The organism is Lachnospiraceae bacterium oral taxon 096, from assembly GCA_018141845.1.
GTDB lineage: Bacteria > Bacillota > Clostridia > Lachnospirales > Lachnospiraceae > F0428.
This window is the reverse complement of sequence record CP073340.1, coordinates 1922577-1941208: the sequence shown is the minus strand read 5'-3', so window position 1 is coordinate 1941208 and position 18632 is coordinate 1922577. Positions and strand designations below refer to the sequence as shown.

21 protein-coding genes are annotated in these 18632 nt (G+C 39.7%); 18 read left to right on the top strand and 3 right to left on the bottom strand.

Annotation, left to right across the window (positions count from 1 at the left end; translation table 11 throughout):
- Positions 1-27: 27 nt before the first annotated feature.
- Positions 28-1056: a 3-deoxy-7-phosphoheptulonate synthase gene (locus J5A74_09350; protein QUI95572.1), complete on the bottom strand. Its 1029-nt coding sequence runs from the start codon at positions 1054-1056 to the stop codon at positions 28-30.
- Positions 1057-1235: 179 nt separating this feature from the next.
- On the opposite strand from J5A74_09350, the gene J5A74_09345 reads away from it, so the two are divergent.
- The 4 genes from J5A74_09345 to J5A74_09330 all read left to right on the top strand — a co-directional run bounded on the left by J5A74_09345 (position 1236) and on the right by J5A74_09330 (position 3947).
- On the top strand, positions 1236-2459 hold the full coding sequence (locus J5A74_09345; protein QUI95571.1) for a tyrosine--tRNA ligase: 1224 nt from the start codon (positions 1236-1238) through the stop codon (positions 2457-2459).
- A 120-nt stretch (positions 2460-2579) separates the two neighbouring features.
- Complete coding sequence (locus J5A74_09340; protein ID QUI95570.1) at positions 2580-2777, top strand: DUF1858 domain-containing protein; 198 nt, start codon at positions 2580-2582, stop codon at positions 2775-2777.
- Between the two features lie 10 nt (positions 2778-2787).
- On the top strand, positions 2788-3396 hold the full coding sequence (locus J5A74_09335) for a hypothetical protein (GenBank protein QUI95569.1): 609 nt from the start codon (positions 2788-2790) through the stop codon (positions 3394-3396).
- Between the two features lie 2 nt (positions 3397-3398).
- The gene (locus J5A74_09330) at positions 3399-3947 is read left to right on the top strand and encodes a hemerythrin domain-containing protein (protein ID QUI95568.1); all 549 of its coding nucleotides are present in this window, start codon (positions 3399-3401) and stop codon (positions 3945-3947) included.
- A gap of 37 nt (positions 3948-3984) precedes the next feature.
- On the opposite strand, the gene J5A74_09325 is transcribed toward J5A74_09330, so the two are convergent.
- Positions 3985-4410 (bottom strand): hypothetical protein, encoded by a 426-nt coding sequence (locus J5A74_09325; protein ID QUI95567.1) that lies wholly within the window; start codon positions 4408-4410, stop codon positions 3985-3987.
- A 165-nt stretch (positions 4411-4575) separates the two neighbouring features.
- Here J5A74_09325 and hemB point away from each other — a divergent pair, with 165 nt between their 5' ends.
- Genes hemB through J5A74_09300 form a run of 5 tightly spaced genes read left to right on the top strand, consistent with a single transcriptional unit; the run spans position 4576 to position 9681 of the window.
- Complete coding sequence (hemB, locus tag J5A74_09320) at positions 4576-5550, top strand: porphobilinogen synthase (GenBank protein QUI95566.1); 975 nt, start codon at positions 4576-4578, stop codon at positions 5548-5550.
- A gap of 10 nt (positions 5551-5560) precedes the next feature.
- Complete coding sequence (hemL, locus tag J5A74_09315; GenBank protein ID QUI95565.1) at positions 5561-6856, top strand: glutamate-1-semialdehyde 2,1-aminomutase; 1296 nt, start codon at positions 5561-5563, stop codon at positions 6854-6856.
- The gene (gene hemA / locus J5A74_09310; GenBank protein QUI95564.1) at positions 6853-8031 is read left to right on the top strand and encodes a glutamyl-tRNA reductase; all 1179 of its coding nucleotides are present in this window, start codon (positions 6853-6855) and stop codon (positions 8029-8031) included. Before hemL ends, hemA begins: the two co-directional genes overlap by 4 nt.
- A 14-nt stretch (positions 8032-8045) precedes the next feature.
- Positions 8046-8300 (top strand): hypothetical protein, encoded by a 255-nt coding sequence (locus J5A74_09305; protein ID QUI95563.1) that lies wholly within the window; start codon positions 8046-8048, stop codon positions 8298-8300.
- Between the two features lie 43 nt (positions 8301-8343).
- On the top strand, positions 8344-9681 hold the full coding sequence (locus J5A74_09300; protein QUI95562.1) for an aminotransferase class I/II-fold pyridoxal phosphate-dependent enzyme: 1338 nt from the start codon (positions 8344-8346) through the stop codon (positions 9679-9681).
- Positions 9682-9697: 16 nt separating this feature from the next.
- On the opposite strand, the gene J5A74_09295 is transcribed toward J5A74_09300, so the two are convergent.
- Entirely contained in the window at positions 9698-10171 is a 474-nt protein-coding gene (locus J5A74_09295; protein ID QUI95561.1) for an Rrf2 family transcriptional regulator, read from the bottom strand.
- 87 nt (positions 10172-10258) lie between these two features.
- Between J5A74_09295 and J5A74_09290 the strand changes: the two genes are divergently transcribed.
- The 9 genes from J5A74_09290 (at position 10259) to J5A74_09250 (ending at position 18632) form a co-directional block, all read left to right on the top strand.
- Positions 10259-11071 carry an HAD family phosphatase gene (locus J5A74_09290; protein ID QUI95560.1) on the top strand — a complete coding sequence of 271 codons (813 nt, stop codon included), beginning with the start codon at positions 10259-10261 and terminating at the stop codon, positions 11069-11071.
- Positions 11071-11685: a hypothetical protein gene (locus J5A74_09285; GenBank protein QUI95559.1), complete on the top strand. Its 615-nt coding sequence runs from the start codon at positions 11071-11073 to the stop codon at positions 11683-11685. The genes J5A74_09290 and J5A74_09285 overlap by 1 nt, the downstream gene beginning before the upstream one ends.
- Positions 11685-12245, top strand: a complete 561-nt coding sequence (locus tag J5A74_09280) for a chromate transporter (GenBank protein ID QUI95558.1) — start codon at positions 11685-11687, stop codon at positions 12243-12245. Before J5A74_09285 ends, J5A74_09280 begins: the two co-directional genes overlap by 1 nt.
- Positions 12242-12796 (top strand): chromate transporter, encoded by a 555-nt coding sequence (locus J5A74_09275; protein QUI95557.1) that lies wholly within the window; start codon positions 12242-12244, stop codon positions 12794-12796. The genes J5A74_09280 and J5A74_09275 overlap by 4 nt, the downstream gene beginning before the upstream one ends.
- Positions 12797-12845: 49 nt before the next feature.
- A complete protein-coding gene (locus tag J5A74_09270) occupies positions 12846-14051 on the top strand; it encodes a class I SAM-dependent rRNA methyltransferase (GenBank protein ID QUI95556.1) in 1206 nt (401 codons plus the stop codon).
- A gap of 8 nt (positions 14052-14059) precedes the next feature.
- Positions 14060-14836 (top strand): HAD family hydrolase, encoded by a 777-nt coding sequence (locus tag J5A74_09265; protein ID QUI95555.1) that lies wholly within the window; start codon positions 14060-14062, stop codon positions 14834-14836.
- 27 nt (positions 14837-14863) lie between these two features.
- Positions 14864-16642, top strand: a complete 1779-nt coding sequence (locus tag J5A74_09260; protein ID QUI95554.1) for an aminopeptidase P family protein — start codon at positions 14864-14866, stop codon at positions 16640-16642.
- Positions 16612-18063, top strand: coding sequence for a 23S rRNA (uracil(1939)-C(5))-methyltransferase RlmD (gene rlmD, locus J5A74_09255; protein ID QUI95553.1), 1452 nt, complete (start codon positions 16612-16614; stop codon positions 18061-18063). Before J5A74_09260 ends, rlmD begins: the two co-directional genes overlap by 31 nt.
- A gap of 236 nt (positions 18064-18299) precedes the next feature.
- A complete protein-coding gene (locus J5A74_09250; protein ID QUI95552.1) occupies positions 18300-18632 on the top strand; it encodes a hypothetical protein in 333 nt (110 codons plus the stop codon).

Here is an 18632-nt window from a genome sequence, read left to right as displayed (position 1 = left end):
GAAATTTCTTAGTTGGCTTTTTTATATTTAGAGTCCTTCAACAATTTCAAAGAGCAATTTCTCTGTGTCTTCCCAGCCAAGGCAAGGATCGGTAATCGATTTTCCATAGATGTGTTCCTCAACTTTTTGGCAACCTGGCACGAGGTAACTTTCAATCATTACACCTTTGACAAAGTTTGCAATCTCCTCTGAATGTCTGCGTGAGTGGAGAACTTCCTTGACAATTCGAATTTGCTCCATATATTGCTTGTTGGAGTTGGAGTGGTTGGCATCGACAATCACTGCAGGATTTAAGATATTTCTCTCAGCATAGAGATCATGCAATAGCTTTAAATCCTCAAAATGGTAGTTTGGCATTGTCTGACCGTGCTTATTTACAGCTCCTCGAAGAATGGAATGAGTTAGAGGATTTCCACTGCTCTTTACTTCCCAGCCAGAGTACATAAATTCATGGCTTTGTTGTGCAGCATAGACGGCATTTAACATGACAGAAAGGTCACCGCCCGTTGGATTTTTCATACCCACAGGAACATCACAGACACTAGAGGTCAAGCGGTGCTGCTGATTTTCTACAGAACGAGCACCCACAGCAATGTAGCTCAATAAATCATCAAGGTAGCTTAAGTTGTCTGGGTAGAGCATCTCGTCAGCAGTAAACATACCTGTCTCCTCAATGACATGTAGGTGCAGCTTTCTAATTGCAATAATGCCGTCATGCATATTTGGCTTTTTTTCTGGGTCAGGCTGATGAAGCATACCCTTATAGCCCTCACCTGTTGTTCTAGGCTTATTGGTATAGATTCTAGGGATAATGATTAATTTATCTGATAATTGGTTTCTAACCTTATTTAATTTGTGGGCATAATCGAGAACGGCATCTTCATTGTCTGCAGAACAAGGTCCAATGACAACGATAAATTTATTGCTCTTTCCAGTGATGGCATCAGCTACCTCCTTGTCAAAGGCTGCCTTCTTAGCTGCAAGTTCACTTGAAAGTGAAAATTCTTTTTTGATTTCTTCTGCGGTTGGCAAAAGATTAATATATTTTAAACTCATAAAAATCCTCCTTTTTAATATGGTAAGATTATATGCTATATGGAGAAAAGATGCAAGAACTATTTCACTTTAAATTGATATAACTTTAAACCTAACAAGTATCTACATATTGACGAGGTTTTTTGGATTTGTTATACTTTGCTCATATATGTATACTATGGGAAAGAGGGCACAAGATAATGAATTGCTATGAAGAATTAAAGGCAAGAGGGTTGATCGCACAGACAACAAATGAAGATGAGATTTCAAAGCTGGTTAATGAGGGAAGAGCGACATTTTATATTGGATTTGATCCAACAGCTGATTCTTTGCATGTGGGACATTTTATGGCTCTTTGCTTGATGAAGAGGTTACAAATGGCAGGAAATAAGCCAATCGCATTGGTGGGTGGCGGAACAGGAATGATTGGTGACCCATCGGGAAGAACAGATTTGAGAAAAATGATGACGGTAGAGACCATTGACCACAACTGCAATCGCTTTAGAGAGCAAATGAGTCGATTTATTGAGTTTGGAGAGGGAAAGGCCTTGATGGTCAACAATGCAGATTGGTTGAGAGACCTCAATTATATGGAATTTATTCGAGACATTGGACCACATTTTTCTGTCAACAATATGCTCCGTGCAGAGTGCTATAAGAATAGAATGGAAAAGGGACTGTCCTTTTTGGAGTTTAACTATATGATTTTGCAGAGCTATGATTTTTATATGCTCTATCAAAAGTATGGTTGTAATATGCAATTTGGTGGGGACGATCAGTGGTCAAATATGCTTGGCGGAACGGAGTTAATTCGAAGAAAACTTGGAAAGGATGCCCATGCAATGACCATCACATTGCTCTTAAATTCTGAAGGCAAGAAGATGGGAAAGACTGTGGGTGGTGCTGTGTGGCTTGACCCAGAAAAGACTTTACCATATGATTTTTATCAATATTGGAGAAATGTGGGCGATGCCGATGTATTGAAATGTCTTCGTATGCTCACATTTTTGCCACTTGAGCAGATTGATGAGATGGACAAATGGGAGGGAGCACAATTAAATGAGGCGAAAAAAATTCTTGCCCGTGAGTTGACCACCCTTGTTCATGGAGAAGAAGAGGCAAAAAAAGCCGAGGAGGCGACACAGGCTCTTTTTGGTGGAAATGGTGCTACAGCAAATGCTCCGACGGTTACACTTTCAGATGAAGATTTTTTGGATGGACAGATTGATATTTTATCCATTTTAGTCAAGGCTGAGCTTGCACAGAGCCGCTCAGAGGCGAGAAGAAATGTTGAACAGGGCGGTGTCAGTGTCGATGGCGAAGTGGTCAAAGACATCAAGACAAGCTATGTAGCAGATGTATTTGCTGGAGAGGGTGTGCTTGTAAAGCGCGGAAAGAAAAAGTTTTGTAGAGTAGTGAAGTAGAGAAATGAACGAGTTAAAGCATATAGTCCGTAACATTTGTTACGGACTGTATCTGTATAATCGCTTATGATAGAGAAACAGTAAAGAGATCATAACAAAAATAGAGATAGGAGAATAACAATGACAATTACAAAGGATATGTTACTTGGAGATATTTTGAGAGAGAAGCCAGAGTCAGCAGACACATTGATGCAGGTGGGAATGCACTGCTTAGGTTGCCCGTCTTCACAGATGGAGTCATTGGAAGAGGCCTGCATGGTACATGGACTTGATGTAGATGAAGTATTGGAGTTTTTAAACGACGCAGACGCAAAATAGGGAGAATAAAATGAGTGCATTTTTGGGACCAATTCATATTTGGTTATTTGAAAAGATTAAATTTCAGGAGAATTTAAATAAGCATTTGATTGAGATGGCCACAGTGAAGGGCTACAATAAGGAAAAGCTTGCAGAGGTTGATTCTGTCTGTGGGGTATTGGAAGAGGGAGAATTGGCAGATTTAATTGATGGAATGAATATTCATGGCTGGTTGCAGGAGAGAATTTCCATTGTGGAGAGAAGATTAGCCTATATTACAAAGTCAATGATTGAGGAAGACCAGACACATTTTGCAGATATTCTTGAAGTGGCAAAGGCCATTGGCGAGGAGAAAAAGCCAAAGGGATTGATCACAGCAAAGGAAGGTTATACCCTTTTGGAAGATCTATTGGTGAGCGGAATGCCTTGTGATCGTGTCAATATGGTTGTTGCTGATGATGGGGACAGTTTGACATGGGAGCAGACCATAGATATTCACAAGCAATATTGGGATCAATTTGATATTGATGTCAAATATTATTACGAGATTAGAAATGCAATTATTGAAGGTATTTTTGATGGAAGTGATCTTTCCTATGAGAAGGAGCCAGCAAATCAATTCACATTGAGAAAGAGGTAGGAATGTACGGTATTGAGCTTTTGGTTGCAGAGCATGAGAAAATTCTTGAATTTACAGGATTTTTAAAAGGGGTTTGCTGTGGGCTTTTAGAGGGCAAGGAAGTTGATCTGCCATTGATGAGAGAGTGCGTGGCTTTTGGAAGAAATTATGCGGATAAGCACCACCATGGCAAGGAGGAGCAGATTCTATTTCGAGTGATGCTCGAGAAATTGGGGCCTGTCGCAGAAAAATTGGTTCGCAATGGAATGCTGGTAGAGCACGACCTTGGAAGATTGCATATGAATTGTCTGACAGAGGCTCTAGATGCCTATGAAAAGTCACCTTCAACCTGTGCAAAGTTAGACATTATTATTCATGCAGGTGGTTATGCAGAGCTTTTGAAACGTCATATTGACAAGGAAAATGCGGTAGTTTATACATTTGCAGAGCGTGCGCTGAGTGACGAAGACAAAGAGAAAATTAATGTAGAAACAAAGGAATTTGAGGCAGAGAAGGATCAAGCAGAAAAAAGAGATGCATTTGAAGCTTGGTTAGATGCACATAAAAAATAGGGGCAGCAAGCCCCTATTTTTATGCGAAAATATGAACTTACTTATATTCCATCGTCACACTGGCGATGGAAATATCTGCTCCTTGAGTTAAGGTTTCAAGTTCATCTTGATTTAGGCTTTTTAGGCTGCGATTATAATAGATTTCATCATAAAATAGGGGATCGAGGTCAATGTCTTCCTTTTCGTAGACAATATCCACCATATCCCAGGTATCATTTTGCCAAATAAAGACACCTTGTTCATCGAGATTGGCATTGTAAAAAAGAGCTAGAAAGTCAGCAAAGTTGGTTATATGGAATTGACTTGACACCTTTTTGATGCGTTCTCCCTGTTGATATTCATTTTTATATTGAGCAATGGTCTCATCATCTAAATAAACTTTTGAAAAGCCACTGATGGCATAAATTGTATCCTCTGTAATTTTTTGGTTATCTACAAATAAGATTGTCTTCCATTTTTCCATTGTTATTCTCCATTCATCCATTTGGTATTTGCAACAATGGTATTATAACATAGCACATAGAGGGGTTCACTAACTTTTCGCAATGCTTGCAGGTGTTAAAATAAAATTTTTGTGGTATAATGACTGACAAGACAAATGAGATGAATTTTTAGCAATGGAGAAATTATGTTTAGAACAAGAAGATTAAGAGCAAATGAAAAAATTAGAAATATGGTGAGAGAGACTAGGATAAGCAAGGATTCCCTTATTTATCCTATGTTTTTTGAAGAAGGAGAAAATATATTTGAAGAGATTCCATCTATGCCAGGGCAATACAGAATGAGCATAGATCGCTGTGACTGCGTTATAGAGGAACTCTTAGAAGCAGGTGTAACATCAGTAATGCTCTTTGGCATACCAAAACATAAGGATGAGGTGGGCAGTGAGGCCTATCATGATCATGGCATTGTGCAGGAGGCCATTCGCTATATTAAGAAAAAATATCCACAAATTTATGTGATTGGCGATGTGTGTATGTGTGAGTATACTTCACATGGCCATTGTGGAATATTGAAGGGATCGGATGTAGACAATGATACGACCATAAAGTATTTGGCAAAGATTGCACTGTCTCAGGTAGATGCTGGTGCAGATATGGTGGCTCCATCAGATATGATGGATGGTCGAGTGGGAGAAATTCGAAATCTACTTGATGAAAATGGATACAAAAATATTCCTATTATGGCTTATTCGGCGAAGTATGCCTCTGCCTTTTATGGTCCATTTCGGGCAGCAGCAGATTCAGCACCTGCCTTTGGAGATAGAAAGACATATCAAATGGATGTGCACAATGTGAGAGAGGCACTAAAGGAAGTAAAAGAGGATGTCCTAGAAGGGGCGGATATTGTGATGGTAAAGCCAGCAATGAGCTTTTTGGATGTCGTGAGCAAGGTAAAAGAGATCACAGATATCCCTGTGGCGGCCTATTCTGTCAGCGGGGAATATGCGATGGTAAAGTCTGCTGCAAAAAATGGTTTTATTGATGAGGAAAAGATTATGTGTGAAATGGCGGTTTCGGCATTTCGAGCAGGAGCAGATATCTATATTACCTATTATGCAAAGGAGTTAGCAAGATGCATAGATAAGGGCATCATCGGTTAAAGGAGTGATTATGCAATCAAGAGAGTATAAAAAATCAGAAAAATATTTTGATTTATCCCAAAAATATATCCCAGGGGGAGTGAATTCTCCTGTTCGGGCAGCAAGAGCTGTACATCAAAATCCACTATTTATAGAATGTGCAAAGGGATCGAGAATATGGGATGTCGATGGCAATGAATATATTGATTATGTGTGTTCTTGGGGACCTGCTATTCTTGGACATGCTCATCCCTATGTGCTAGAAAAAGTAGAAAAGGCATTAAAAAATGGACTGAGCTTTGGAGCACCGACAAAAAATGAATATATTTTGGCAGAGATGATCAATGAGGCAATGCCAGTGATGGAGCAAGTTCGACTAGTGAATTCGGGCACAGAAGCCACAATGAGTGCTATTCGATTGGCCAGAGGTTACACAGGAAGAGATTTGATTGTAAAATTTACAGGTTGCTATCATGGCCATTCGGATGGACTTTTAGTAAGGGCCGGAAGTGGTGTGCTGACCGAGGCGATATCTTCAAGTGGTGGTGTGCCAAAGGATTATGCAAAAAATACATTGGTCGCAGAATTTAATGATTGTGCTAGTGTTGAGGCTTTGTTTGATGAGTATGGGGAAAAAATTGCAGCAGTGATTGTAGAACCTGTAGCTGCAAACATGGGAGTCATCCCACCAAAGAAAGGTTTCCTTGAGTTTTTGAGAAAAATTACAGCAGAAAATAATGCACTTTTCATTTTTGACGAGGTCATTACAGGATTTCGATTGGCAAAGGGTGGAGCTTGTGAATACTTTGGGATTGAGCCAGATATTGTTACGGTCGGAAAGATTGTCGGAGGAGGTATGCCACTTGCAGCCTATGGTGGCAAGAGAGAAATTATGGGACATATTAGCCCACTGGGGGATGTCTATCAGGCAGGAACATTGAGTGGAAATCCGATTGCGACAACGGCAGGAATTGCAACCTTGACAACCCTGTTTGAACATCCAGAAATTTATCAACACATCAACGAGACGACAAAGACCTTGGCAGAGGGCATTGAGAAGGTGATGAATGCCAAGGAAAAGAGAGTACAAATCAATCGAGCTGGTTCCTTGATGTCTGTCTTTTTTACCTCGAAAAAGGTGGAAACTTATCAAGACGCACTCTGCTGTGACCTAGAAGAGTATGCCAGATATTATGCCTTTTTGAGAAATAGAGGAATTTATATTGCTCCGAGCCAATATGAATCTGCATTTATATCAGATGCACACACAAAAGAAGATATCAAAAGCACACTAGAGGTAATCGCTGAGTTTGGGGGCAGGGAATGATTTTACTGCTAAGTCTGAGCTTTAAAAATACGCCACAAAAAGTAAGGGAGTATTTTGCTTTTGGAAGAGAAGACAAAGAACGACTTTTGACATTATTGTGTGAAGAAAAAGAAATTGATGAGGCAGTGGTGTTGGTTACCTGCAATCGAACAGAAATCTATGTCAGTACAGAAAGTAAGAATGCGACAGGAAGTGTCATTAATATAATCTTGGAAAAGTGCGAAGAGATTGTCGGAAGATCCATCGAGCACTTGCGAGATTATGTGTTTTGTTATACAGAAAAGGGAGCCGTGACTCATCTGTATAAAGTCAGTGCTGGTTTAGATTCTATGCTCATTGGTGAGGATCAAATTTTAGGACAGGTGAAAGAGGCCATAGAATTTGCCAGAGATTGTAATAGTGTGCATCTGTACTTAAATACATTATTTCGAGATGCCATCACACAGGCCAAGAAGATAAAGACAGAGACAATGATTTCAAAATCGGGTGTCTCAACAGCCACACTTGCTTTGAGAGCAGCAAAGGATGTGTTATCTTCATTTGAGGGAAAAAATGTGCTTTTAATTGGGGCATCGGGAAAAATCGGAAATATCGTCTTAAAAAATGCATTGAGTTATGATTTTTCTCATATCTATGTGACAAAGAGAAGTCACAACATTGATATGTCTCCCAATGTAATGGATAGAATCAGTATTATTGAGTATGATGATCGCTACCATTATATTGAGCAGGCCGATGTGATTATTTCAGCGACGAGTGGCCCACACTTTACATTGACGAGGGAACATATTTTAAAAAATAGTCTGTCTGTAGACCAAAAAGTATTTATTGACTTGGCTGTGCCCTGTGATATTGACAATCGGATAAGGAATTTAAAAGGGGTATATTATTATGACATGGAAGATATGAAGAAGTTTGCGGATGAAAACAATGAGAAAAAGAAGTTGAGCATTGAAAGAGCAAAGGTGATGGCTGAGGAAGGCGTAGAAAAATTTTTGAAATGGGCATTATTTCAAAAGAATTTAGAAGTTTTTTCTAGTGCTGTAGAGAGTCTTGAAGAAGAAATAAAGAGAATTGGAGAGAAAAAGACCTTAGAGCATTTGTTCTACAAAATACGAGACAATGGGAGTCTAGAGGCCTTGCAGTCCATTATTGATATTTTTCAGTGCAATTGAGGAGGTGATGATTGGTGAAGGAAAAGATGAAAGCATTGGTCCAAAGGGCAGGGGAGACAACCAAAAGAGTGACTGATCGAGCAAAGATTGAGCTAGAGATTCAAAGACAAAAGAAGCAAATCCGCAATTATAAGCAGATTGTAGGGGAGTATGTCATTGCTCATCAGATGTTGATGGAAGATCCCATTATCTCTGAGCAAATGGGAAGAATTTTAGATGCACAGAGAAAAATTGAAAAATTATTAGAAAAGCGATTGAAAAATCATTGAGTTTGTTTCATAATGGTAGAAAATGTTTTTTTGGAGGAATTTTATGAAGCCATACGCAGAATTATCAAAAACAGAGCTTGAAGAACTTCTTGTGCAATTGAAGGCAGAGTATAAGAAGATGCAGGCCAAAGATTTGAGATTGGACATGAGCAGAGGTAAGCCAAGCCTTGAGCAACTTGATCTCTCTATGGGATTGATGGATGTACTCAACAGCGATTCAGATCTTCGCTGTGAGGATGGAACCGATTGCAGAAATTATGGTGTCTTAGATGGAATTAAGGAAGCAAAGGAATTGATGGGCGATATGATGGAAGTTCCCTATGATCACTTGATTATCTATGGAAATTCCAGCTTGAATATTATGTATGATACCATTTCACGTTCTTATACTCATGGTGTTATGGGAAATACACCTTGGTGCAAGCTTGACAAGGTAAAGTTCATCTGTGTTGTTCCTGGATATGACAGACACTTTGGAGTTACAGAGTACTTTGGCATTGAAAATGTGTGTGTGCCAATGTTAGAGACTGGTCCAGATATGGATTTGGTAGAAAAGTTGGTTTCCACAGATGAGTCAATCAAGGGTATTTGGTGCGTGCCAAAGTATTCCAATCCAACAGGAAATTCTTACTCTGATGAAACTGTAAGAAGATTTGCTAGATTAAAGCCAGCAGCAAAGGACTTTAGAATCTATTGGGACAATGCCTATACAATTCACCATTTGTATGATTTGGATCAGGATCATTTGATTGAGATTTTGGCTGAATGTAAGCGAGCTGGAAATCCAGATATGGTCTATAAGTTCGCTTCTACTTCAAAGGTAAGTTTCCCAGGTTCTGGAATTGCAGCAATTGCCTCTTCACTCAACAACCTTGAGGACATCAAAAAGCAATTAAAGAATCAGACCATTGGTCATGACAAGGTAAATCAATTGCGTCATGTGCGATACTTTAAAAATATCCACGGAATGGTTGAGCATATGAAAAAGCATGCCGATAGCCTCCGTCCAAAGTTTGAAGCAGTAGAGAGTATTCTTGAGAAAGAACTTGGTGGACTTGGCATTGCAAAGTGGACAAATCCAAAGGGTGGATATTTTATTTCTTTTGATACCATGGATGGATGTGCGAAGGATGTTGTAGATGCTTGTAAGAAGGCTGGCGTTGTGATGACACCTGCAGGGGCAACTTATCCAGGTGGAAAAGACCCACACGATAGAAATATCCGCATTGCACCATCATTCCCACCAGCAGAGGATATGAAGACTGCTGCACAACTTTTGGCACTTTGTACAAAGCTCGTTTCAGTGAAGAAGTTGTTGGATGAGATCAGTGAGGGCAAGCAGGAAAAAGAAGTAAAGAAGGAAGAAAACAAAAAGGCATAAAGTAAAAGCTGTTGTCCTATTCGTGGGCAGCAGCTTTTTTGTCATTTTTACTATGTTGTTGTCTGTATTTGGCATTGCAAGACATCTCGTCCTCGAGAAGGTCCTGTAAAGTCGTGTGGTCAATTACGCTGTTGACGGCATCTTGCACTCGCTGAAATAATTTTTTCGTAGAACAGGTCTGATCTCGCCCACATTCTGGAGGGGTTTTCCCATCTAGGCAGGAGACGGGAGCTAGACTTCCTTCGGTGAGACGCAAGATATCCCCGACAATATACTCACTTGCAGGTCTTGTCAAAAGATATCCCCCCTGTGCTCCACGCACGCTCTTGACATAGTTGGCCTTAACTAATATGGACACAATTTGCTCTAAGTATTTTTCGGAAATTCCTTGATGTTTGGCGACTTGGTTGATTTTGGTTGTGTGATCGGGTGACATAGCAAATTCTAACATCATTCGCAATGCATAGCGCCCTTTAGTTGATATTTTCATAGATAAAAACCTTTCAATATTCTTTCCCTCATTATATACTATTTTTGGCGGAATCGCAATGAATAGGATAGGAAGGTTAAGGGAAATATGCAATATCGATTTTTAGTATTAGATTTAGATGGGACATTGACGAATAGTCAAAAAGTGATTACACCAAGGACAAAAGAAGTGTTGATACATGCACAAGAAAAGGGTGTTTGCCTAGTCTTAGCGAGTGGAAGACCGACCCATGGCATTGTGCATCTAGCTGAGGAGTTGGAATTAAACAAATATGGCGGATATATTTTGGCTTTTAATGGAGCAAAGATCATTGAAGTGCATGGGATGAAGACCGTATTTGACCAACATATTGAAAGGAAGTACTATAGAGAAATTATTGATTTTTCTAAGGAATATGGAGTCGATATCTTGACCTATCAGGGAGATGAGATTTTACTGACAAATAAAGAAAATCCCTATGCAAAGATTGAAGCAAGAATTACAGGAATGACATTGAGGCAAGAGGACGACTTAGAAAAGGTGATTCAAGAAGATGTGCCAAAGTTTATTTTGCTGGGAAATGGTGATGATGCGTATCTTGCTGATGTAGAACAGAAGATGAAGGATAAGTTTCAGGAAAATCTCTCGATTTCTCGTTCAGAGGCATTTTTCCTAGAAGTGATGGCCAAGGGAATCGACAAGGCAAAGTCCTTAGAGAGATTATTGGAGATAAAAAATGCCACAAAAGAAGAGATGATTGCCTGTGGGGATGGATACAATGATTTGAGTATGATTTCCTTTGCAGGTCTTGGTGTGGCGATGGGAAATGCAGTGGATGGCGTAAAAAATGTAGCAGATTATGTGACACTTTCAAACGATGAAGATGGTGTTGCTAAAGTAGTAGAGGAGTTTATTTTTTAGTGGAAAAAGAAGTAGAGTATTTTGAGATTGGTGGTGGACTGGGGGGCAATCAGGACTGGTTTTGTGATCGGTGGATGTATCTTGGAGGGTGTGCAGCAGTCACGGCCTGTGATGTATCTATTTATTTGAAAAAATATAAAGGTGTGAAAGAGCTCTATCCGAATGATGAAAATGCTCTCTCAAAGGAAGATTATATTGCGTTTTCCAAGGTCATGAAGCCCTATCTTCGCCCAAGATTTACAGGAATAGATAAGTTAGAGATTTATATTGATGGCTATGGAAAGTACATAAAGGATAGAGGCTGTGATGAAATTCAACTTTTAGGACTTTCAGGAGAAGAAAGTCTGGAAACTGCAAAAAGAGCAGTAATTGAGCAAATAGATGGGGGCTATCCCATTCCAAATTTGACTCTTCGCCATAAAAATGCACAAATGCAAGATTATGTTTGGCATTGGTACTTAATTATTGGTTATAGGATAGAAGATGGAAAGATGTCGGTGAAGGTTGTGACCTATGGCAAGAGTCAATGGCTTGATTTTGAGATACTTTGGAATACAGGCTTTCGAAAAAAAGGTGGCTTGATTTTATTGAGGGAAAAGGAGCTTTCATCATAATGGAAGGGAAAAAATTAAGAAAATTATTTTTTTCTACCCTCTATTTGAGTACATTTACTTTTGGAGGTGGCTATGTCATTGTCAGCTTACTCAAAAATAAATTTGTTGATGAATTGGGATGGATTACACAAGATGAGATGATGGACTTGGTGGCCATTGCACAGTCTACTCCAGGCTCCATTGCTGTCAATGGAGCCATCGTTGTGGGCTACAAGATTGCAGGAATTCTAGGAATTTTGGTCTCTATCTTGGGGGCTGTGCTACCGCCCTTTATTATTTTAACCATAATTTCTGCTGTCTATAGTGCTTTCAAACAAAACTTTGCCATTCAAGCACTACTGACAGGAATGAAATCGGGGGTGAGTGCCGTGATTATTTCTGTAGTCGTGGATATGGGGATGGGAATAGTCAAACTTAGAGAACCTATTTTAATTCTAGGGATGGTCCTTGCGTTTATTGCCAATTACTGGTTTAAAGTCAATGTGGTTTTGATTATTGTGATTGCGGCATGTGTTGGAGCAATGGTTACCTATATGAAAGGCAGGAGGCAGAAAAAATGATTCTTTGGCTATTTCTTGCTTTTTTGCAAATTGGGGCATTGAGTTTTGGGGGAGGTTATGCCGCAATGCCCCTTTTACAGTCCATTGTCGTTGATCACTATCACTGGGTTTCTATGGCAGATTTCACTAATTTAGTGACAATTTCACAAATGACACCAGGACCCATTTCCATCAATGCAGCAACATTTGTCGGAGAACAGATCTTTGGAATGGGAGGGGCAATCGTTGCCACGCTTGGGGTGGTGATTCCCTCAGCTATTTTTGTCAGTATTTTGGCTTGGCTCTATGAAAAGTATACCGACATGGAACTCTTACAGGGAATTTTAAAGTTTTTGCGTCCCATTGTGGTGGCAATGATTTTATCAGCAGGAATCACCATTTTGATGAGTGCCATCTTTGACCAGGCGACAAAGAATGTGCACTGGAGAGGACTTATTATTTTTATTGTGGCACTTGTTGTGCTCAGAAAGTGGAAGACGGACCCGATTGTTGTGATGATTGGCTGTGGAGTTGCAGAACTGATCAGCCAACTTGTTTTCCACCTCCTATAGATGATAGAATAGAATACAGAACAAAAATAGAGATAGAAATGGAGAAAAAATGAGATATCCTGGAATAGTACATATTAAAAAGGGAGAGGCCAGAGCTTTAAAAGCAGGTGGAGCGTGGATTTATGACAATGAGATTGAGCGTACAGAGGGAACTTTTGACAATGGAGACCTTGTGACCGTACTTGATTTTGATGGCTATTGCTTGGGGCATGGATTTATCAATATTAACTCAAAAATTCGTGTTCGCATGATGACGAGAAAAGAAAATGTAGTGATTGATAGAGAATTTATCGCAATGCGAGTGAGAAATGCTTGGGAATATCGAAAGAATACGGTGGATACTTCAAGTTGTCGCTTGATTTTTGGCGAAGCAGATTTTTTGCCAGGACTGGTGATTGATAAGTTTTCGGATATTTTGGTGGTTGAATCCTTGGCTCTTGGCATTGACCGAATGAAATTAGAGATTATTGAACTAGTAAAGGAAGTTCTTGCTAGAGATGGAATCCACATTCGCGGTGTCTATGAGCGTTCTGATGCCAAGGAACGCATCAAAGAGGGAATGGAGAAGGTCAAAGGATTCATTGGCGAACCATTTGACACTGATGTGGAGATTGTGGAAAATGGAGTAAAGTACATTGTTGATGTCAAGGATGGACAAAAGACAGGATTTTTCCTCGATCAAAAGAATAATCGCAAGTTAATTCAAGATCTTGCAAGGGATAAAAAAGTACTCGATTGCTTTACACATACAGGATCTTTTGCACTCAATGCAGGGAAAGGAGGAGCAAAGAGTGTTCTTGGCGTTGATGCCTCTGAGTTAGCCATTTGTCAGGCAAGAGAAAATGCAAAAAAAAATGGCTTGGAGAATCATGTAGAGTTTGTGAGTGCTGATGTCTTTGAACTTTTGCCAGAGCTTGAGGAAAGAGGGGAAAAGTATGATCTTGTTGTGCTCGATCCACCAGCATTTACAAAGTCAAAGAATTCAATTAAAAATGCAATTAAAGGCTATAGAGAGATTAATATTCGTGGAATGAAGTTGACGCTAGATGGTGGCTATCTTGCAACCTGTTCTTGTTCTCACTATATGGATCAACAAACTTTTGCAAAGACCATCAACGAGGCAGCGAAAGGAGCTCATAAGCGTCTTCGACAGATTAGCTTTTCAACCCAAGCACCTGATCACCCAATTCTTTGGGCAGCAGCAGAATCATACTATTTAAAGTTTTATATATTCCAGGTATGTGATGAGAAATAGGAGAAAAAATGATTATTGCATTTGATATTGATATGACATTGCTCGATCATAAGGACTATGAAATTCCAAATTCAGCAATGTTGGCGATTCGAAAGTTAAAACAGGCAGGACATAAAATTGTACTTGCCAGTGGAAGAAATTTACATAATTATTATAGCAGGGATATTGTAGATTCAATTTTACCCCATGCACTTGTAGAACTAAATGGAGCAAGAGTAGTTGTCGGAAAAGAAGTCATTTCTGATATTATCATGGACAAGGCACTCGTCAAGCGGATATTGACTTACAGTGAGGAACATGGAGAGGCTGTTGGAATGACAGATGGAGATGATGACTACTATACAAATCAGGACTACATCTATGAGAGAGAGATGCTCAATTGGGGTGAGTGTGGACGAAGATTTAAGGATTATCATTTACTTGAGAAAATGGATGTGCATACGCTAGTCTATTATGGCGATCCTGCGGGAGCAAAGAGATTAGGGGAGCATTTTCCGATGTTGTCTGTGTTACTCTTTTCTGGAAAGGGAGGGGCAGACATTGTTCCCAATGGCATTACAAAGGCTGAAGGTCTGAAGGAACTTTGCCACTACTATGGAATGAGCATGAAGGATGTTGTGGCCTTTGGCGATGGAAGTAATGATGTTGAGATGCTTAAGGAAGCCGGAATGGGTGTGGCCATGGGAAATGCCGTAGAGGAATTAAAAGTCGTCGCCGATATGGTCACAGATCCTATTGGAGAAGATGGTGTGTGGAAGGCGTGTAAAAAGTTGAATTTATTTTAGTCTATTTTTAGATTGGAAGGAGTAAATATGAGAGAGCAAATTCAAAAATTGAGAGAAGTGATGAAAAAGTATGGAATGGATGCGTGGGTTGCCCCTACAGCAGATGCCCATCAAAGTGAGTATGTTAGTGACCATGACCAATGTAGAGCCTATTTAAGTGGTTTTACAGGAAGTGCGGGAACATTAGTTGTATTGAAAGATCGTGCGGCACTTTGGGTTGATGGTCGCTACTTTGTGCAAGGAAGAAAACAACTCGAGGGCAGTGGAATTGATTTGATGGAAATGGGAGAAAAGAAAGTTCCAACCTTACTTGAGTATCTCAAAGAAAATCTAAGCATTGGAGAGACTTTGGGCTTTTATGCAAAATTATTTGGTGCAGGAGAGGGCGAGCAATGGGAGAAGGAATTGCACGGAATTCAAATGCGTACAGATGTCGATATTGTCGATGAAGTGTGGTTAGATCGTCCAGCACGCAGTGCAAAAAAAGTGTGGAGAATTGATGCATACTGTGGTGAGGATACAAAGTCAAAGTTAGAGAGAGTGCGAAAGGAAATGAGGGAAAATCGTGCCGATGTTCTTCTTGCGTGTTCACTTTCGGATATCGCTTGGTTGACTAATCTTCGTGGCGATGACATTGAATGCAATCCCTTGTTTTTATCGTATTTGGCAATTGAAGAAGAGCGTTGTACACTCTTTATTCAAAGTTGTGCAATGAGTGAAGAAATTGCAAATTATTTGAAGGATCAGGGCATTGAGACAGCAGAGTACGACGATTGGAATCAGTTTGTAAAGAAACTAAAAGGAAGAAAGATTCTACTTGATCAAAAGGATTGCGACTATCAAACACTTTGCGATGCGAGAAAAGACAATGAATTTATCTTTGTGGTTTCACCGTTGGCATTGATGAAAATTGTAAAGAACGACACAGAAATTGCTAACATGAGAAAGAGCCATGTTCGAGATGGCGTGTATATGGTGAAATATATCAAGTGGATAAAAGAAAGTGTCAAGAGGGGGGAGAAGATCAATGAAGTGGAGGCTTCAGATTACCTTGATAATCTTCGCCTAAAAGATGAAATTGGTGGGCTTGGCGTGGAACTTAGCTTTGATACCATCAGTGGCTATGCGAGCAACGCAGCCATTGTTCACTATAAGGCCAATAGAGAAACAGCAGCTATACTGGAACCAAGAGGACTCTATTTGTTTGATTCAGGTGCACAGTATAAAGATGGAACAACAGATGTCACAAGAACCATTGCCCTTGGAGAAACCAGTGACATAGAAAAGCAGGATTACACATTGACAACGATTGGAATGCTTCGACTATTAAACGCAAGATTTAAGGAGGGAGCAAGAGGATATAATCTCGATACCTATGCTCGAATGAAGATGTGGGAGTATGGCAGAGACTTTAATCATGGCACAGGTCATGGGGTTGGTTTTTGCAATACTGTACATGAAGGACCAAATTCCATTCGCCTTACACCAAATCCGGATCCAAGGAGAGATGTGGTTATTCGTGAAAACATGGTAGTCAGCGATGAACCAGGCATTTATATTGAGGGAAGCCATGGCATTCGAGTAGAGAATTTAGTGGTGAGTGTAAAGGATGAGCAGGAGGGATTTTTGCACTTTGATTCATTGACCATTGTACCTCTTGATCCAGAACCACTCAATGTGGATATTATGGAGGAGAGAGATAAGCAATTATACAATGAATATCAAGCAATGGTGTATAAGACGCTCAGCCCATACTTAGATGATGAGGAGAAGAAATGGCTTTTAAACGAGACAAGAGCGATATAAACAAGAGCACAACAAAATGTGCTGTGGCAAAGCGTTGTGGGGGTTGCGATTACATTGAAATCGACTACAAAAAGCAACTGGAGAAAAAGCAGGAGACAGCAAAGAAATATCTTGCAAAATTTGGAAAAGTGGAAGAAATTGTTCCAATGGAAGAGCCTTATCATTATCGCAATAAGGTGAGTGCAGCATTTGGATTTATGCGAGGTCAAGTCATTGCAGGGACTTATGAAAAAAAGTCACACAATATTGTGGATATACAAAATTGTCTGATTGAGGACAAAAAGGCCTCGGCCATTGTGGCGACCATAAAGGAGCTTTGTAAATCCTTTAAAATAAAAACCTACAATGAGGACACAGGATATGGACTTTTGCGTCATACTCTAATTCGTGTAGGTAAGGCAACAAATGAGGTGATGGTGGTGCTTGTCACCGCCTCGCCGATTTTCCCGGGCAAGAATAATTTTGTCAAGGCATTAAAAAAAGCTCATCCAGAGATTACGACCATTGTTCAAAATATCAATCCAAGGGGCACAAGTATGGTGCTTGGCGATCGCAATGAGACACTATTTGGCAGGGGATATATTGAAGATGTTCTCTGTGGCTTGACATTTCGCATTTCACCAAAGTCATTTTATCAGGTAAATCCTGTGCAGACAGAAAAACTATATCGTTTTGCCATTGATTGTGCAGAATTTACAGGTGAGGAAGTGGTACTGGATGCTTACGCAGGTGTGGGAACGATTGGATTGATTGCAGCTTCAAAGGTAAAGCAAGTCATTAGTGTTGAACTCAACAAGGATGCGGTTAGAGATGCCATTTCCAATGCAAAGAGAAATGCCATTAAGAATATCACTTTCTATGCCCAAGATGCAACCGCCTTGATTGTGGCCGCCGCCGAGAATGGAGAAAAGATAGATACGATTATTATGGATCCACCCCGTGCAGGGAGCACACCAGAGTTTATTGCTGCGATTAGGAAACTTTCACCAAAGCGAGTGATCTATGTTTCTTGCAATCCAGAGACACTAGCTAGAGATTTGGAAGTTTTTGTAAAGTATAAGTACAAGGCAGAAAAGATTCAGCCATTTGATTGTTTTAGTCAGACTGCTCATGTGGAGACAATCGTGTTACTTTCCAAATTGGACTCAAAGAATCATATAAGTGTAGAACTTCCTATGGATGATATGGACTTAACAAGTGCTGAGAGCAAGGCTACCTATAAGCAAATTCAAAACTATGTTTTGGAAAAGTTTGGGTTTGAAGTATCTACTCTGTATATTGAACAAGTTAAGAAAAAGCATGGTTTAGAAGTTAGTGAACACTATGATAAGTCTAAAAATGAGAAACAGAAAGTCCCGCAGTGTCCAATTAAAAAGGAAGAAGCTATTTTAGATGCGTTGAAGCATTTTAAGATGTTGTAGTTACTATAAAATAGGCAATTACGAAACGAGTCTGATTTAAAGGTGTGAAGAGAGAAGTTGCTTTTATTATATAGAAAGATTTTTGATATGTACCCAGAATCCTGGACACATCAACTGGTTGTCCAGTAAAGAGGGTACATATCATTATACGGGGTTTAGCGTTTTGCAAACGCTTATTACAGATACCAGATGAAAGGAGAGCTGTGGTAGTTTTTGGAGCAAATACCACACAAGCTATGCGTAACATAAATGAGTTAATAGGAATAATAAACGGCATTAGCTACGACGGTATTATCAATAAGCTAGAGGTAGCCGGATTATCTTCGTGGGTAAAAAAGAACAGGAACTTATCTTACGAGCCTAGGCAAGCTCGATTAATTTCACTGGTAGAACAAGTGCTTGAAGATGGAATCATCACAGATGAAGAACGAGAAATGCTTATAGATAATTGTAGTCAATATAAAGCTCTTGAAACTGATTCCTTTGCTAAGATTTATGAACTTAATGGAATCATTAAAGGTGTTATTTGCGACAATGAAATCAACGAAAAAGAAGTGTGTCGCTTGTAG

Excerpts from the sequence above, each read along its gene's own strand:
- J5A74_09275 (QUI95557.1), top strand. The coding sequence starts at position 12,242 with ATGATTCTTTGGCTATTTCTTGCTTTTTTGCAAATTGGGGCATTGAGT.
- hemL (QUI95565.1), top strand. The coding sequence starts at position 5,561 with ATGCAATCAAGAGAGTATAAAAAATCAGAAAAATATTTTGATTTATCC.
- J5A74_09340 (QUI95570.1), top strand. The coding sequence starts at position 2,580 with ATGACAATTACAAAGGATATGTTACTTGGAGATATTTTGAGAGAGAAG.
- J5A74_09280 (QUI95558.1), top strand. The coding sequence starts at position 11,685 with ATGGAAGGGAAAAAATTAAGAAAATTATTTTTTTCTACCCTCTATTTG.
- rlmD (QUI95553.1), top strand. The coding sequence starts at position 16,612 with ATGGCTTTTAAACGAGACAAGAGCGATATAAACAAGAGCACAACAAAA.
- hemB (QUI95566.1), top strand. The coding sequence starts at position 4,576 with ATGTTTAGAACAAGAAGATTAAGAGCAAATGAAAAAATTAGAAATATG.
- J5A74_09295 (QUI95561.1), bottom strand. The coding sequence starts at position 10,171 with ATGAAAATATCAACTAAAGGGCGCTATGCATTGCGAATGATGTTAGAA.
- J5A74_09260 (QUI95554.1), top strand. The coding sequence starts at position 14,864 with ATGAGAGAGCAAATTCAAAAATTGAGAGAAGTGATGAAAAAGTATGGA.
- J5A74_09325 (QUI95567.1), bottom strand. The coding sequence starts at position 4,410 with ATGGAAAAATGGAAGACAATCTTATTTGTAGATAACCAAAAAATTACA.
- J5A74_09300 (QUI95562.1), top strand. The coding sequence starts at position 8,344 with ATGAAGCCATACGCAGAATTATCAAAAACAGAGCTTGAAGAACTTCTT.
- J5A74_09335 (QUI95569.1), top strand. The coding sequence starts at position 2,788 with ATGAGTGCATTTTTGGGACCAATTCATATTTGGTTATTTGAAAAGATT.
- hemA (QUI95564.1), top strand. The coding sequence starts at position 6,853 with ATGATTTTACTGCTAAGTCTGAGCTTTAAAAATACGCCACAAAAAGTA.
- J5A74_09330 (QUI95568.1), top strand. The coding sequence starts at position 3,399 with ATGTACGGTATTGAGCTTTTGGTTGCAGAGCATGAGAAAATTCTTGAA.
- J5A74_09270 (QUI95556.1), top strand. The coding sequence starts at position 12,846 with ATGAGATATCCTGGAATAGTACATATTAAAAAGGGAGAGGCCAGAGCT.
- J5A74_09350 (QUI95572.1), bottom strand. The coding sequence starts at position 1,056 with ATGAGTTTAAAATATATTAATCTTTTGCCAACCGCAGAAGAAATCAAA.
- J5A74_09265 (QUI95555.1), top strand. The coding sequence starts at position 14,060 with ATGATTATTGCATTTGATATTGATATGACATTGCTCGATCATAAGGAC.
- J5A74_09250 (QUI95552.1), top strand. The coding sequence starts at position 18,300 with ATGCGTAACATAAATGAGTTAATAGGAATAATAAACGGCATTAGCTAC.
- J5A74_09290 (QUI95560.1), top strand. The coding sequence starts at position 10,259 with ATGCAATATCGATTTTTAGTATTAGATTTAGATGGGACATTGACGAAT.
- J5A74_09345 (QUI95571.1), top strand. The coding sequence starts at position 1,236 with ATGAATTGCTATGAAGAATTAAAGGCAAGAGGGTTGATCGCACAGACA.